The following is a 15,483-nucleotide window of genomic DNA, read 5'->3' as shown; positions in this document are numbered from 1 at the left end:
TGCAGGTGCGCGAGACCTCAGACGGCGGTAGACGTCCCACCGTCAAGGACGTCGCGGCCGCCGCCGGCGTGTCGGCACCCACCGTCTCCCGCGTCCTCGCCGGGAACTACCCGGTCGCCCCGGCCACCCGCGCGAAGGTGCTGCGGGCCATGAAAGACCTCGACTACGTCGTCAACGCGCACGCCCGCGGCCTCGCCGGGGCGACGACCAAGACCATCGCCTTCGTCGTAGACGACGTGACCGGGCCTTTCTACGCCTACATCGCGCGCGGAGTCGAGCAGCAGGCCGCTTCCGAGGGGCGGCTGTGCCTCCTGTGCACTACGCACGGCGACCCCGAGCGCGAATTCGCCGTCGTCGAGCTCATGCGTGAGCAGCGAGCCGAGGCCGTGATCCTCGTGGGCGGGGCCTGGGACAACGAGGTCTACAAGGAGCGCATGACCTACTTCGCGAGGGCGCTCGACAAGTCGGGCTCGCACCTGGTGCTGTGCGGCCGCCCCTCGCTCGGCGAGGGGGTTCCGGCGCTGGTCGTCCAGTACGACAATGTGGGCGGCTCGTATGCGATGACGGCGCACCTGCTCTCGGCCGGGCACCGCACGATCTGCTACCTCGGCCGCGAGCTTGGTCTCTCTACTTCGGATGAACGCATCGAGGGCTTCCGTCGCGCCCACGCCGACTATGGTGTGGCACTGGACGAAACGCTCATCCTGCCCGGCAAGTTCCAGATCGACAGCGGCTACGAGCTCGCGAAGCGGCTCCTGGCCGAGCGCGACGACGTGACCGCGATCTTCGCGGGCACGGACATGGTCGCCATCGGCGTGCTGAGGGCCTTGCGCGAGGCGGGCGTGCGCGTACCCGAGGACATGTCCGTGGTCGGCTTCGACGACATTCCCTTCGCCGCCGAACTCACCCCGGCGCTCACCACCGTGCACGTCCCTCACGAGCAGCTCGGCCGCGAAGCCGTCCGACTCGCTTTGCGCCGCAATGAAGGCGCGACCACCGAACGCATCGTCCTCGGCACCCACATCGTCGTCCGCGACTCGGTCGCTCCCCCGCCCCGACGCTTACGGGTCCACGGTGCTCCAGGTCAAACCTGGCAGCGACGAGGAGGTGGACGGGCAGGGTTGGTTCGTCGGATGGCGGGTTGACATGCGTTGGGGTGCAAAGCTTTAGGTCGGTCCTGAGGGGCGCGGAACGTGAATCCTTTCGCATCGTGTGGGTGATGACGGACCGGCCTGCGGTGGGGATAATTGAGAGTACGTACAGGGATACGGAATCCGTGTAGGTGAACGATATGGTGGTAAGCAGACTACGACATAAGCCTCTGGCCATATGCCTGCATTGCACGGACGTTGAGACCGGTGTCGGAGCCATGAGGAGCTCCGGCGTCACTCGGCCACGGCCCTTTGCGATCAGCCGTTGAACTGTCCTGGCAGGGACAGGTGACACGGCATGCACCCCCGGACCGGGTAAGACCCGGGACGGACAGCGGCAGGCGCTTGAACGGTGCCTGCCGGCAGGTCCAGGCCCGATCGGAGGATCAGGAGCCAAGGGCCAAGAATGAAGAGGCCAGCGCCCCCCGATATGCGAGTGGGAGTGAGGGTCTGGAGGCCAGCGCCCCCCGATGTGCAAGAGGGGCAATGGTTTGGAGGCCGGTGCCCCGAAGTATGCGGAGGCAGGGGTCTGGCGGGCTGGTGCCTGTGAAGGTCGGGTCGCTGATCGAAGGCCGGTCGGAAGCCGAAGGGCCCCGGCCGGAAGCCTAGGCCAGGGAGGCCGAGGCACGGGAAGCGCGAGGAACAGAGGAAGGAGGCGAGAAGGACATGACGACTACGACCACGACCATGCGCACGGCCCGCACCGCAGCCGCGACCGAGGCAATGCCCGCCGCTCCGCAGTCCGGCCCGGTCGCTGCGGCTTCGAGCCGGACTCACCCGGTCGCTTCGGCACCGGCTCGAATCAGCACGGCCCGATCGGTAGTGGCAACCGACCCCGCCCGCCCGGCCCGCCTCGCCTGCCGGGGTGGCGACGACCGGCCCCACCCCGGCAACGCACCCCGGGCAGCCGCTCACCTCTTCATCGCCGCCCGTTTGAAGCCAGGCCGAAGAGGACCCGGCCCCGGCCAGGCACCCCGAGCAAACCCCCACCCCTCCATCGCCGCCCGCCTGAACCGCACGCCAGAAACGGCCCCGCCCCGGCGACGCACCCCCGGGCAGCCACTCACCTCTTCATCGCCGCCCGCCTGAACCGCACGCCCAAGACAACCCGGCCCCGACCAGCGGCCCTGAACGAACGCCCACCCCCCATCGCTGACCGCTTGAACCCCGTGCCGAAAACAGCCCGGCACCGCTCCCGGTGAGGTCAGTCGAGTTCCGGGGCCTGCTCGGGGAGCGGGCGGGCACCTTCGGGGCGCAGGCCGTCGAGGATCAGTGCGAGGTAGCGGCGCCACAGATCAGGTGACGCGTTCGGAACGTAGCCGGCGACGTAGTTCGGGGCGCACATCAGCAGGAACACATCGGCACCGGTGACGTCGTCGCGCACCGCACCGCGCTCGCGGCCGCGGTCGACCAGCCGGTCGATGGCCGCGAACATGCGCTCGCGAGCCCGGTTCACCTCGGGCATCGAGGCGCTCGCCGCGGCAAGGAAGGACAAGTCGCGCTCTTGGCGCTGCATCGCCGCGGCGGTCAGAAACTCGCGCAGCGCCGCCTCGGCGTCGCCGGACTCGTACAGGCGCTCGCCGAGTTCGCTCAGCGCCTCCATGCGGTCGATGAGGATGGCGGCGATCAGCTCGTCCTTCGTCGCGAAATGCCGGAAGACCGTGCCCTTGCCGACCCCTGCGCGGCGGGCGATGTCCGCCACCGAGGCGTCGAGCCCGTGCTCGGCGAACTCGTCGGCGGCGGCGGCCAGGAGCAGCTTGCGGTTGCGGGCGGCGTCGGCGCGGAGCGGGCGCGTGTCGGTCATGGCCCCAGCCTAGCAAGTTGACCGCACGGTCCGGTTAATGCTAGCGTTCCGAAGCGAACCTGACCGCAAGGTCCGTTTAGTTTCTGAGGAGCGAACATGAAGGCAGTCGTCACCAACGACTACGGCCCGCCCGAGACCTACACCGTCACCGAGATTCCGGCGCCCAGGCCCGGTCCCGGCCAGATCCAGGTGCGCATCGCCGCGGCCTCCATCAACCCCGCCGATGTGCAGGTCCCCAGCGGCGAGTTCCGCGAGCAGTTCCCGCTCGAGTTCCCGCATGTGCCCGGCAACGACTTCGCCGGCACCGTCAGCGAACTCGGGCCGGGAGTCACCGGATACGAGGTCGGCGACGAGGTCTTCGGCCAGGCGGTGCCGCGAGCGCTGCGGGCCATGGCTGGCGCCGAGCGGCCCTCGCTGACGACCGGAGCGCTCGCTGAGTACGCGGTCTTCGAGGCCGACACGCCGTTCATCGCCATGCGGCCGCAAAGCCTCAGCGTCGAGGACGCGGCGGCGCTGCCCACGGTCGGCCTGACCGTTCGCGCCATGCTGGCCAGCGCCGAGGTCGAGCCTGGCGCTTCAGTGCTCGTGGTCGGGGCGTCCGGCGGGGTGGGGACGGCGCTGCTGCCGGTGCTCGCGGCGTTCGCGAAGGTGACCGCGACAGCGAGGCCGGAGTGTGCGGAACGGGTGCGTGAACTCGGTGCGGCGCAGGTGATCGGCTACGATTCGGCCGAGTATCCGTCTGATGTGGATGCAGTCTTCAACCTCACGCTGCCGGGTGACCGGCTCACCGAGGCGGCCGCTGCTCTGCGGCCGGGCGGGCAGCTGGTGACCATCACCTTCCCTGTCACGCAGCCGGAATGGCTGGGCCGCGATGACGTCGATCTGCGATTCGTGCTCGACATGGACGGGCGGCTCGGCGGGATGCGCGAGGTCGCCGAGGCTGCCGAGCGCGGGGAGCTCGCCGCCCGGATCGGTCGCCGTTACATGCTTGACGAAGGGGCGCAAGCGGTCAGGGACTTCGCGCGGCGGCACACCTTCGGGAAGCTCGTCGTCCGCGTGTAAGCCGATGGCGTCGACGACGTGCTCGGCGATCGCCATGGAGGACGTGGCTGCGGGCGAGGGCGCGTTGCGGACGGCGGTGACGGGGCCGAGGCGGTGGATGCGGAAGTCGTCGACGAGCCCGCCGTCGCGGTCGAGGGCCTGGGCGCGGACGCCGGCGCCGTCGCGTTCGACGTCCTCGGGCCCGATCTCGGGGAAGTACCGCTGCGAGGCTTGCATGTAGGCGCGCTTCGAGAGTGAGCCGTGGACCTCTTGGGCGCCCATGCGCCAGTGCCGGGCGGCCATCCGCCAGGCCCCAGGCCAGGCGGCGAGCCGGGCGAGGTGGGCCGGGCTGACGTCGCGCCACCGGTAGCCCTCGGCGGCGAGGGCGAGGACGGCATTCGGTCCGATCTCCACCTTGCCGGTGTCGACGCGGCGGGTGAAGTGGACGCCGAGGAACGGGTAGCCGGGCACCGGCACGGGGTAGACGAGGCCTTGCAGGAGTCCGGCTTTGGCGTTCACGACGCGCAGGTACTCGCCGCGGAAGGGGACGATGCGGGGGCCGGGTTCATCGCCCGCGAGCGCCGCCACGCGGTCGGCCCGGAGCCCCGCGCACAGGACCAGGTGGTCCACGGTGACCCGCTCCTCGCCGGAGGCGACGCGCACGCGCGAGCCGACCGGTTCGATCCCGTCGACGGGGTAGCCCAGGCGCACTTCGCCTCCGGCGGCCGACACTTCGGCGGCGAAGGCGCGGGCGACGGCGGCGTAGTCGGTGATGGCGCTCCCCGGGGAGTGGATCGCGCCGAACCCGGTCGCGTGCGGCTCGATCTCGCGGAGCTCTTCGGGGCCGACCCGGCGCAGGCCCAGCACACCGTTGGCGACGGCCCGTCCGTAGAGGGCGTCCATGCGCGGCACCTCATGCTCGCGCACGGCGACGACGAGCTTCCCGCACTCCACATAGGGCAGTGAGTGCTCGGCGCAGTACTCCTTGAGGAGGGTGACTCCGCGGGTGCACAACCGCGCTTTGAGACTGCCTGGGACGTAATAGATCCCGGCGTGCACGACACCGGAGTTGTGGCTCGTCTGGTGGGCCGCGACGCGGTCCTCCTTCTCGAAGACCACGACCCGGGCGCCGGGGCGGCGGCGCGCCAGCTCCCGGGCGACCGCCAGGCCGACGATGCCGGCGCCCACGACTCCCAGTACCTCGTCAGCCATATCGAACCTCCACGGTTGCCTTGTGCATTCCCGGAAGTCCCATATGTAAACGCCGCCTACGAGATCGGTGTCGTTGCAATGCAACGCGACTGTAGAGCGGCGGCCCTCGGCTGCGATTGCGCGCCGGCCCGGTGTTGCGTTTCGAAAAGAGTGAGTGTACAGTCATTCACATGGCAGAGCGAGTACTCTCCACGGCCGAAGAGCGCCGCGGAGCCGTGGTATCGAGCGCGATCGCGACCTTCGCGCAGGGCGGGTTCCACACCGTCACGATCGCGGAGGTGGCCAAGCACGCCGGCATCTCCCCCGCGTACGTGTCGAAGCTCTTCTCCTCCAAGACGCAGCTGTTCGTCGCGGCGCTCGAGGAGTGCTACCGGCGGATCTTGGACGCGCTGGAGCGCGGCGCCGAAGCGAGCGAGGACGGTTCGCCCGAGTCGGTGCTGCACGCGATGGGCGGGGCGTATGCCGAGCTCATCGCCGATCGCGACCTGCTCACGATCCAGGTGCACGCCCAGTCCGCGATGGCGGACCCGGCGATCGCCCGGACCGTGCGCGGCGGCATCGCGGAGATCACCGAGTACGTCGCCGCCCGCTCCCGGGCGGACGGCCCTGCCATCCAGCACTTCATCGCCTTCGGGCAGTTGTGCCACCTGCTCACCGCGATCGACGCATTCGAGGTGGACGCCGAGTGGGCCGCGATGCTCACTGCGGGCATCCGCCACGCGGCCCCCAAGTCCTGACCCGATATCCCGCACGACCCCGCCCTGACGGCCGACACCTGACGGGCGACTTTTTCAGCCACATCAGTGAGTGACTAGCCACTCAATAGCAAGGAGATCATCATGACCACCACTCCCCTGCACGTCGTCCTCGGCGCCGGACCTGCCGGAACCGCCATTGCGGCCGACCTCGCGCAGCGCGACCTCCGCGTCCGCCACGTCTCCCGCAGCGAGATCCCGGTGTCCGACAAGCGGATCGAACGGGTCCAGGCCGATCTCTCCACTCCGGAGGCCGCGATCGAGGCCACGGACGGCGCCGCGGTCGTCTACCACGCCGTCAACGTCCCCTACCACTTGCAGACGGAGGTCCTCCCGGGCATCACGGACTCGGTGCTCGCGGCGACCTCGCGCCACGGTGCGCGGCTCGTCGTCCTCGACACCCTCTACCCGTACGGCCAGGCCGACGGCGAGGCCATCACCGAGCAGACGCCCTGGGCCGCGACCAGCCGCAAGGGACGCCTGCGCGCCGAACTCGACCGGCGGTACCTCGCCGCGCACCGGAACGGCGAGACGAGCGTCGCGCTCGGCCGGGCGGCCGATTTCTTCGGTCCCGGCGTCCTCAGCTCGACCCTCGGCGGGGCGTTCTTCCCCGGCGCCATCACCGGCGGGAAGGTGCTCGGGCTCGGCGACCTCGCACTGCCGCACAGCTACACGTACATCGGCGACGTCGCGCGCGGACTCGCCGCCCTCGGCGCCGACCCGCGCGGCGACGGCCGGGTCTGGCACCTCCCGACGAACCCCGCGCTGCCGACCACGGAGGTGCACAAGCTGGTCGAAGCGCTGATCGGGCGGGAGCTGGACGTCGACGTGCTCACCGAGCTGGTCCCCTACGGGCCCTTCGACGAGCAGTTCATCAGCGAGTATGCCGAGATGTTCTACCAGCATCGGATCCCGCAGAACATGGTCTCGGCCGACTTCGAGTCCGCCTTCGGGCTGCGGCCCACACCTTGGCGCGAAGCGCTCTCGACCACGATCGACTGGTACCGGGCGGCGTTCGGCGACCGGCACTAGCGTTCGCGCGAAGGAGCAGGCAGATGAAGCGACGCAGCGCAATCGCACTCGGCATCAGCGGAGCGGTGGCCGCCGGGGGCGGCGGGCTCCTCGCCCACGGGTGGGCGGAAGCCAAACTGGACACGTTCGGCCGCATCGACTTCGATACGCCGCTGGCGATCCCGCCACTGGCGGAGTCGACGGTGGACAGTTCGGGGGTCAGGATCTTCGACCTTGAGATCCAAGGAGGGCAGACGCGGTTCAAGGACGGACCCGCAACAGACACGTGGGGTTTCAACCGGTCGTACCTCGGCCCGACGATCCGCGCAGAACGGGGCGAGTCGATCGCGTTCGCGATCGGCAACAGCCTCGACGAGGCGACCTCGGTCCACTGGCACGGGATGCACCTGCCGGCGGTCATGGACGGCGGGCCGCATCAAGCGGTCGCACCCGGGGAGACCTGGACGCCGCAATGGACGGTGAACCAGCAGGCGGCCACGCTCTGGTACCACCCGCACCCGCACGGGCAGACGGCCGAGCACGTGTACCGGGGCCTGGCCGGGATGTTCATCATCGACGACGACGCCTCGGAGGCGGTGCCGCTGCCGAAGACGTACGGGGTCGACGATGTGCCCGTGATCGTCCAGGACCGGAAGTTCGACGGCGACAACCAGTTCGACCACTCGTCCTCGGTGCTCGCACAGCTCGGGGTGACCGGCGACGACCTCATCGTCAACGGCACGATGGGCGCGTATTTCGAGGTCACGACCGAACTGGTGCGGCTGCGGCTGCTCAACGGCTCAGGCGCCCGGCTGTACCACTTCGGGTTCGCCGACGACCGGCCGTTCTCGCTCATCGGCACCGACGGCGGCCTGCTTCCCGAGGCTTGGGAGACGAATCGGCTGCTCCTGTCGCCGGGCGAGCGCGCCGAGATCGTGGTCGCGTTCACGCCCGGCGAGACCGTCGAACTGCGGTCCTACCCGGCCGAACACGGCGGCGCGCTCGGCCGGTTCGACGGCTTCGAGGACCGGCTCGACCTCCTCCAGTTCCGCGCCGCCGACTCCCTGACAGGCGGGACCTCGATCCCTGCGGCGATGGGCTCCGAACCGGATCTGGGCAGCGCCGATGTCGTCGAAGAGCGCTCGTTCTCACTCGGCGGTGACAAGATCAACGGCGAGCCGATGGACATGGACCGCATCGACTTCGGTGTCCGCGAAGGCACCGTGGAGGTGTGGAACGTGGTCAACGACAACGGCTACCTGCACAACTTCCACGTCCACGACGTGCAGTTCCAGGTGCTCACGATCGACGGCGAGGCGCCGCCGCCGCACCTGCGCGGCTGGAAGGACACGGTCCTGCTGATCCCCGAGAGCGAATACCGGCTGGCGCTGCGGTTCAGCGAGTACACCGACCCGAACATGCCGTACATGTTCCACTGCCACTTCCTCATGCACGAAGACGCGGGCATGATGGGTCAGTTCGTGGTCCTCCGTGAGGGCGAGGAGGTCGGAGGCGTGCCGGAAGCCGTTGCGGCGCACGACCATCACTAGCGCTGTTGGCGGGCCGGGGAAGCCCCCGGCCGCCAACAGCGCTAGACGGCCGAGAGGACGAGCAGCCCTGCGCCCACGGCCGAGAGCGCGAGCGTCGCGATCTCGAACTGCCGCTGGTTCACGCGGTGCACCACCGCGCGTCCGATGAGCGCACCGAGCGCGACGGCCGGGATGAGCAGTGCGGCCATGAGGAGCGTGTGCCAGGAGATGAGGCCGAGGCCGACGCTGAACGGGACCTTGAACAGGTTGACCGCGAAGAAGAACCACGCCATCGTGCCGAGGAACCGCAGCTTCGGGAAGCCCGAGAGCATCAGGTACAGGACCATCACCGGGCCCGCCGCGTTCGCCATCATCGTCGTCGCGCCCGCCGCGACCCCCGCGCCGGCGGCGGCGCTGCGGCGGGCCAGGCCGCTGGACGGCTCCGGGTCCACCGCCTTGGGCCGCACCCGGTTCCACACCTGGATCGCGAGCATCACCAGCAGGATCGCGCCGATGAGCAGCCGCATCAGCGTGTCGTCCACGAACCACAGCACGACGGCGCCGATCACGGTGCCGACCACCACCCACGGGGCGAGGCGGGCGAGCACCCGCCACTCCACGTGCCGCGAGTAGAAGCGGATCGCGAAGAGGTCGGCGAGGATCAGCATCGGCAGCAGCGCCCCGGTGGACTCCTTGGCGGGCAGCACCGTGGCGAACAGCAGGATCGGCAGGGATCCCATGCCGCTGAAGCCGGTCTTGGCGATGCCGACGAGCACCGCCGCGAGGGCCAGCACGGCCCAGGCGGCGGCGCCGTCCGGGAGCGCGCTCACAGGCGGAGTCGGCCGTCGACGCGCTGCGGGAGGGCGGCGTCGTCGTGGAGTTCGGGCGGCAGCACCGACTTCGGAGCGTTCTGCCACACCATCGGGCGCAGGAAGCGCCGGATCGCGGTGGCGCCCACCGAGGTGTGGAGGGTGTTCGTCGACGGCCAGGGGCCCCCGTGGTGCTGCGCCCAGGAGACCAGGACGCCCGTGGGGAACTGATCGAAGACGAGGCGCCCGGCGAGCGGGCGCACCAGTGCGACCAGCGGTTCGAGGTCCGGGTCGTCCTCGGCGGTGTGCAGGGTCGCGGTGAGCGAGGCGGGCAGGGCGGCGAACGCGGTGCGCAGTTCCTCGGCGTCGGCGTAGCGGACCGCGATCGCGCTGGGGCCGAAGCATTCCTCGGCGACGGCGGCGGTGAAGTCGGCGGCGTCCACTTCGAGCAGCCGCGGGCTTCCGAAGGAGCCCTCGGCCGGTGCGTCGGTGCCTATCGCGAGTCCCTTCACGCCCGGCGCGGCAGTGTAGGAGGCGGTGATGTCGCGGTAGGACGCGGCGATGCGGGCGTTCAGCAGCGGGTGCGCGGCGGTCTGGGCGATGAGGGCCGCGGCCGCGCCGAGGAGCTTGTCGCCTGCGGCTCCGGTGGGGGCGAAGACGACCCCGGGCTTGGTGCAGAGCTGGCCGCCCGAACCGGTGACCGACGCGACCAGGCCGTTCGCGATGGCTTCGGGCCGTTCGGCGGCCGCGGCGGCGGTCACGATGAGCGGGTTGACGCTCGAGAGCTCGCCGTAGAACGGGATCGGCTCGGGGCGGGCGTTGATGAGGTCGAGCAGGGCACGGCCGCCGGTGAGCGAACCGGTGAACCCGACGGCCTTCACGACCGGTTCGACGACAAGGGCCGCACCGGCTTCGGTGCCGAAGACGATGCCGACCGTGCCCTCGGGGGCGTCGACGTCCGCGCAGGCCTGCACGAGCGCCTCATAGGACAGCAGCGAGAGCCCCAGGTGGGAGTCGTGCGCCTTGACGATGACCGGGTTCCCGGCGGCCAGCGCCGAGACGGTGTCGCCGCCGGGGACGGAGAAGGCGAGCGGGAAGTTGGAGGCGCCGAAGACGGCGACGGGGCCGATCGGCACGAGGAGGCGGCGCAGGTCGGGGCCGGGGCCCATGGGGGTGTCCGCGGCGTGGTCGATCGTGGCTTCGAGGTAGCCGCCGTCTTCGATGACGGCGGCGAAGAACTCGGCCTGGTAGGCGGTGCGGGTGAGTTCGCCGCCCAGGCGGGCTTCGGGGAGTCCGGTCTCCTTCTGGCCCAGGGCGACGATGGCGTCGCGGCGCTCTTCGAGGCGGGCGGCGACGGCGCGGAGGAGCCGGGCGCGGAAGTCGCGGCCGCGGTGTTCCAGTTCGGGGGCGGCGGCCGCTGCGGCGGCGGCGATGCGGTGGACCTCGTCGATGGTGGTGGGGGCCGCTTCGGCGACGGTGGCGCCGGTGCGCGGGTCGGTGCTGGCGATGCGGTCGGTCATGTCAGGCTCCTTGGTGTTCCGGTCGTGGCGCGAGCGGCTTCGCGCGGTCGCTGTAGCCGAGGCGGTGGGAGATGGCGGCGGCGGTCTCGGCGACGAGGGGGCCGAAGGGGTCGCGGGCGGCGTCCATGCGGGCGGTGGGTCCGGCGATGCTGATGGCGGCGGTGACGGTGCCGCTCTGGTCGAACACAGGGGCGCCGAAGCAGGTGCTGCCGGCGTCGAATTCGCCGTGTTCTTCGGCCCAGCCTCGCCGGCGCGCTTCGCTGACGGCTTCGCGGAGGCGGTCGCGGTCGTGGACGGTGGCTTTGGTGAAGACCTGCATAGGGAGTCGCTCGATGGTCTCGTGGCAGCGTTCGGGGGCGAGTCCGGCGAGGTAGGCCTTGCCGACGGAGGTGGCGTGCAGGGGCCGGCGGGCGCCGAGTTCGGAGCGCACGTGGACGGCCTGGTGGCCGATCTCGCGGAAGACGAACACGATCTCGTCGCCGCTGAGGACGCCGAGGCTGACGGTCTCGCCGGTGCGGTGCGCGAGGTCGCGGAGCATCGGCGGGGCGACGGTGAGCACGTCCATGTTGTGGACGGCGGCCATCGCCATGCGCGCGGCGGCGGGGCCGAGCCGCCATTGGCCGTCGGCGAGCGTCAGGTACTCGGCGGCTTCGAGGCGTTCGACGAGGCGGTAGACGGCGCTGCGGCTCACGCCCACGGCTTCGACGAGTTCGGCGGTGGTCGCCTTGCCGCGCATGGTGAGCACTTCGAGGATTTCGAGGGCCCGGTCGAGTGCGCCTTTGGGGCCCGCGTCGGTGCGGGGTGTCACGCGGCCGATCCGAAGCGTTCGGTGGCCTCGGTCCAGGCGCGGGCCTGGTCGCTGAGGCTGAAGCCGAGGCCGGGCCGGGCGGGGACGACCATGCGGCCGTCCGCGATCTCGAGGCGTTCGTTGAACAGCGGTTCGAGCCATTCGAAGTGCTCGACCCACGGGTCGTGCTCGTAGGCGGCGGCGAGGTGGAGGTGGATCTCCATGGCGAAGTGGGGGGCCATGCGGACGCGGGCGTGCTCGCCGAGGGACATGATCTTGAGGAACGGGGTGATGCCGCCGACGCGGGGCGCGTCGGGCTGGATGAAGTCGACGCTGCGGTGCCCGATCAGGTCGGCGTGCTCGGCGACGCTGGTGAGCATCTCGCCGGTGGCGATGGGGGTGGCGAGTTCGCGGGCGAGGTCGGCATGGCCTTCGGCGTCGTAGGCGTCGAGGGGCTCCTCGATCCAGGTGAGTTCGTACTCCTCGAGCTTGCGGCCCATGCGGATCGCGGTGCTGCGGTTCCACTGCTGGTTGGCGTCGACCATGAGAGGGAAGTCCTCGCCGAGGTGCTCGCGGACGGCGGCGACTCGGCGCAGGTCGATGTGCGTGTCGGGTTGGCCCACTTTGATCTTGATGCCGCCGATGCCGCTCGCGATGGCGGCGTCGGCGTTGTCGAGGACCGCTTCGATGGAGGAGGAGAGGAACCCGCCCGAGGTGTTGTAGCAGGCCACGGAGTCGCGGTGGGCGCCGAGGAGTTTCGCGAGGGGCAGCCCGGCGCGCTTGGCCTTGAGGTCCCACAGCGCGATGTCGAACGCGGCGATGGCCTGAGTGGAGAGTCCGCTGCGTCCGACGGAGGCGCCGGACCAGACCAGCTTGGTCCAGATCCGCTGGATGTCGTTGGGGTCCTCGCCGATCAGGTCGGGGGCGATCTCGCGGGCATGGGCGTACTGGCCCTTGCCGCCGGCGCGCTTGGAGTAGCCGTAGCCGACGCCTTCGAGGCCGGACTCGGTGCGGATCTCAGCGAACAGGAACGCGATCTCGGTCATCGGCTTCTGGCGGCCGGTGAGCACCTTCGCGTCGCTGATGGAGGTCTTGAGCGGGAGGATCGCGTGGGAGATCCGCACGGAGGCAATGCGGTCGAGGCTCGCCTCGCCCCGCTGCAGCGCGCTGAAGTGGCGTTCGTTGACGGCGCTCGTCTCGGTGGCGCTGGTCTGCTCGATGAAGGTGGCTTCACTGGTCATGTCGGTTCGCTCTCCTACGCTGGAAAGTCCCATTCATTGGGAATTCATATCGATGAATGGGACGTGACGAGCTTAGGTCAGACCGCGAACGGACGCAAGGGGAGCTGAGCCGTGCGCCCGCCTATATCCCCTCGATCGAATGAACGCATCCCGCAGGGCCGCAGGTGAAAGTGTCGGATTCCCGACTTGCGCGCGACAGTTGAGCCGAATTGACGCACCCGCCTGAAAACATGTGCGGATGGCAACGACCACACCCCGAGCCGGTAACGGCGACCCCTCCGAAAACCCGCATTCGCAGCCCTACACCCGAGCCGACCGCCCCCGGCTCATCCTCGTCACCGGCACCGCGATCGACGATCGGACCCTCGGGAACCTGCTGGACACCCGGGCCTTCGCTGCCGTAATCCCCCTGGGCTCCAACGAGACGCGCCCGGAGAGCAGCATCTGGGAGCGATTCGCCGACCGTCCCGAGCTCGCCCGGCAGACGCCGTTCAAGCTCCTCGCGCTCATGCTCGACGCCGTTCGCGGCAACCTCGAATCCGACGGCAGCGCACTCGCCTACGAAGCCCTCGCCCTCACCCGCGACAAGCCGAGCCGCTTCCTCGACGCCCTCAACAGGGGCTCGCAGGACAACGCCGGCATCGGCGTGGGACCGCTCCAGTTCCCGCTCAAAGGCCTGGCGATCCCGTTGCGCTGGATCGCATTCGGTGCCGCCCGCAAACGCCTCCTGAAGCTCACCACGACCGACGGCCAATGGGACCTCGACGCCGTCCGCCAAGCGGCGCACCAGATCCCCGAAGGCGACAGCGAACCCAACCGCACCACCGACTGGGCCCGGCAGGAACTCGCGAACACCTACCGCCGGTCCTTCATCGCCGACTGCGCCGTCAACGGCATCGAACTCGTCTTCGCCGGGATCGCGGACGGCGACGAGGCCTACGAACTCGCCAGCGCGCTGCGTGCCGAGAGCCGCCAGTCGCGCGGCCAACTCCACTACTACGAGCACCACGACCCGAGCCAGCGCGCCCGCACCGGGGAACTCTTCGGGCTGCTGCGCCAGCTGCGCACCGGTCCGTCGAGGTTCGCCGAATGGCACCACTTCGGTGCGACCGGCCTCTCGGGCGACGAGCAGCCGATCACCGCCCGCAGGTCGCGCGTCCGCGCGGCCGTGTCCTGGACCGCGGTCGCCGTGGTCCTCGTCGTCATCGCTGCACTGGGCGTCTTCGCGCTGGGCGGCGGTTTCGAGCCGGACTCCTGCGGCGAGCCGTTCACCCGCGATGAGGCCAGCGGCGATTGCCTGCGGCTGAGCGAGGGCGGCAACTGCGTCAACCCGGCGCTCAAGCAGGCCTGCGACGCCGTCGCCCGGCAGAACGAGGCCATCGGCGACGACGAGGACTCGTTCACCGTCGCCTTGGCGCTCTCGATGACCTTCGAAGGCGACGACGCCAACTCCCCCGACGACATCGCCAACCAGATCCAGGGCGCGGCCGCCGCGCAGGCGCTCATCAACGACGACCAGTACCCGAAGGTGCGGCTCCTCCTGACCGACCTGGGGCCGAGCAACGAGGAATGGGCCGAGGCCGCCGAGGCGCTGGTCGATCAGCGCCGGGAGGCGAACCTGATCGCCGTCACCGGGTTGAGCGCCAGCTACGAGGCGACCGGGCTGTTCATCGACCGGATGAACCGGGAGGGCCTGGTCGTCATGGGCTCCACCATCACCGGCGACAACATGCTCACCGGGGACCCGGAGACGAACTCGGCGTTCCGCATGGGGCCCACCAACACCCAGGAGGCGCTGGCGCTGGCGTCGTTCGTGCGCGAGCACGGCGACCTGTGCTCGGTGTTCAACGTGAGCGACACGGACCGGAGCTACGACTACTCGATCACGCTGAACGAGTCGTTCCAGCAGCAGCAGGTCGATGAGGGCTGCACGGACTCCCCCCGGCCGTTCACGTACAACGGATCGGACATCTCGGAGGTCAACCCGTCCCTGTTCGAGGAGACGGTGGCGGCGATGTGCCAAGAGGTGCAGGAGGATTCGTACCTGTTCTTCGCGGGTCTCTCGCGGTTCGCGCTGCCGTCGCTGATCCGGAGCCTGAGCCTGCGGGAGCAGCCGTGCCTGGAGCAGCGGATCACGATCATCACCGGGGACAACGCCTCGTCGGTGCCGCGGGAGCGCTCGCTCGTGAGCGACATGCGGGCGGCCAATGTGGACCTGTACTACATCGGTCTGGCGCACCCGGACCAGTGGGCGGAGGCCGGCCCGGAGCACGACTCCTCGGCCGCTCAGATGAAGAGCGCCGCCGACCAGCTGCAGCACCAGTTCGGCACGAACGCGAACCTGGCGAACGGGCAGGCGCTGATGTCGTACGAAGCGTTCAGGCTGGTCGCGCTCATCGCGCAGGGCCAGGGTCCGACCGTCACCGCCGACTCGCTCGCCGACGAGCTGCGGGGCTTCAGCGGGATCACGGCGACCGGGCCGCTGGAGTTCGACGGCCACGGCAATCCGATCAGCAAGACGATGACCGTGCTCGCGGCCACCACCGACGTGGAGGACCCGGTCGAGGTCATCGATCTGGTGGTCAGCGGCTGAGCGACACCGGGCGCGGGCTGCGGGCCGCGC

The 15,483-nt window shown here is 70.2% G+C and carries 11 protein-coding genes and 1 pseudogene; 6 read left to right on the top strand and 6 right to left on the bottom strand.

Features of this window, described 5'->3' with window-relative positions; translation table 11 throughout:
- Positions 1 to 5 precede the first annotated feature (5 nt).
- Entirely contained in the window at positions 6 to 1,145 is a 1,140-nt protein-coding gene (locus tag O1R50_RS17655) for a LacI family DNA-binding transcriptional regulator (RefSeq protein ID WP_270111462.1), read from the top strand.
- A 1,210-nt stretch (positions 1,146 to 2,355) separates the two neighbouring features.
- Here the strand turns inward: O1R50_RS17655 and O1R50_RS17650 are convergent.
- Positions 2,356 to 2,955, bottom strand: coding sequence for a TetR/AcrR family transcriptional regulator (locus O1R50_RS17650; RefSeq protein WP_270111461.1), 600 nt, complete (start codon positions 2,953 to 2,955; stop codon positions 2,356 to 2,358).
- 96 nt (positions 2,956 to 3,051) lie between these two features.
- Between O1R50_RS17650 and O1R50_RS26415 the strand changes: the two genes are divergently transcribed.
- Complete coding sequence (locus tag O1R50_RS26415) at positions 3,052 to 4,017, top strand: NADP-dependent oxidoreductase (RefSeq protein ID WP_408612736.1); 966 nt, start codon at positions 3,052 to 3,054, stop codon at positions 4,015 to 4,017.
- A 3-nt stretch (positions 4,018 to 4,020) separates the two neighbouring features.
- On the opposite strand, the pseudogene lhgO reads toward O1R50_RS26415, so the two are convergent.
- Positions 4,021 to 5,208 (bottom strand): annotated as a pseudogene (gene lhgO / locus O1R50_RS17640) (L-2-hydroxyglutarate oxidase); the annotation flags it as partial.
- A gap of 170 nt (positions 5,209 to 5,378) precedes the next feature.
- Between lhgO and O1R50_RS17635 the strand changes: the two are divergent.
- From O1R50_RS17635 to O1R50_RS17625, 3 genes are all read left to right on the top strand, one after another.
- Positions 5,379 to 5,945, top strand: coding sequence for a TetR/AcrR family transcriptional regulator (locus O1R50_RS17635; RefSeq protein ID WP_270111458.1), 567 nt, complete (start codon positions 5,379 to 5,381; stop codon positions 5,943 to 5,945).
- A 102-nt stretch (positions 5,946 to 6,047) separates the two neighbouring features.
- Positions 6,048 to 6,995 (top strand): NAD-dependent epimerase/dehydratase family protein, encoded by a 948-nt coding sequence (locus tag O1R50_RS17630; protein ID WP_270111457.1) that lies wholly within the window; start codon positions 6,048 to 6,050, stop codon positions 6,993 to 6,995.
- A gap of 23 nt (positions 6,996 to 7,018) precedes the next feature.
- Positions 7,019 to 8,524, top strand: a complete 1,506-nt coding sequence (locus O1R50_RS17625) for a multicopper oxidase family protein (RefSeq protein WP_270111456.1) — start codon at positions 7,019 to 7,021, stop codon at positions 8,522 to 8,524.
- A gap of 41 nt (positions 8,525 to 8,565) precedes the next feature.
- On the opposite strand, the gene O1R50_RS17620 is transcribed toward O1R50_RS17625, so the two are convergent.
- From O1R50_RS17620 to O1R50_RS17605, 4 genes are read right to left on the bottom strand one after another with little or no spacing between them, the layout of a single operon-like run.
- Positions 8,566 to 9,333 (bottom strand): sulfite exporter TauE/SafE family protein, encoded by a 768-nt coding sequence (locus O1R50_RS17620; protein ID WP_270111455.1) that lies wholly within the window; start codon positions 9,331 to 9,333, stop codon positions 8,566 to 8,568.
- Positions 9,330 to 10,832 (bottom strand): aldehyde dehydrogenase family protein, encoded by a 1,503-nt coding sequence (locus tag O1R50_RS17615; protein ID WP_270111454.1) that lies wholly within the window; start codon positions 10,830 to 10,832, stop codon positions 9,330 to 9,332. The genes O1R50_RS17620 and O1R50_RS17615 overlap by 4 nt, the downstream gene beginning before the upstream one ends.
- A gap of 1 nt (position 10,833) precedes the next feature.
- Positions 10,834 to 11,640, bottom strand: coding sequence for an IclR family transcriptional regulator (locus O1R50_RS17610; protein ID WP_270111453.1), 807 nt, complete (start codon positions 11,638 to 11,640; stop codon positions 10,834 to 10,836).
- A complete protein-coding gene (locus tag O1R50_RS17605; protein ID WP_270111452.1) occupies positions 11,637 to 12,860 on the bottom strand; it encodes an L-talarate/galactarate dehydratase in 1,224 nt (407 codons plus the stop codon). Before O1R50_RS17605 ends, O1R50_RS17610 begins: the two co-directional genes overlap by 4 nt.
- Positions 12,861 to 13,098: 238 nt before the next feature.
- Between O1R50_RS17605 and O1R50_RS17600 the strand changes: the two genes are divergently transcribed.
- Positions 13,099 to 15,453 (top strand): ABC transporter substrate-binding protein, encoded by a 2,355-nt coding sequence (locus tag O1R50_RS17600; RefSeq protein WP_270111451.1) that lies wholly within the window; start codon positions 13,099 to 13,101, stop codon positions 15,451 to 15,453.
- The last annotated feature ends 30 nt before the right edge of the window (positions 15,454 to 15,483 follow it).

It is taken from the genome of Glycomyces luteolus (genome assembly GCF_027622875.1).
In the GTDB taxonomy this organism is placed as follows: Bacteria; Actinomycetota; Actinomycetes; order Mycobacteriales; family Micromonosporaceae; genus Glycomyces; species Glycomyces luteolus.
Note: the sequence above shows the minus strand (reverse complement) of the source record. Positions and strands in the feature narration are given on the sequence as shown.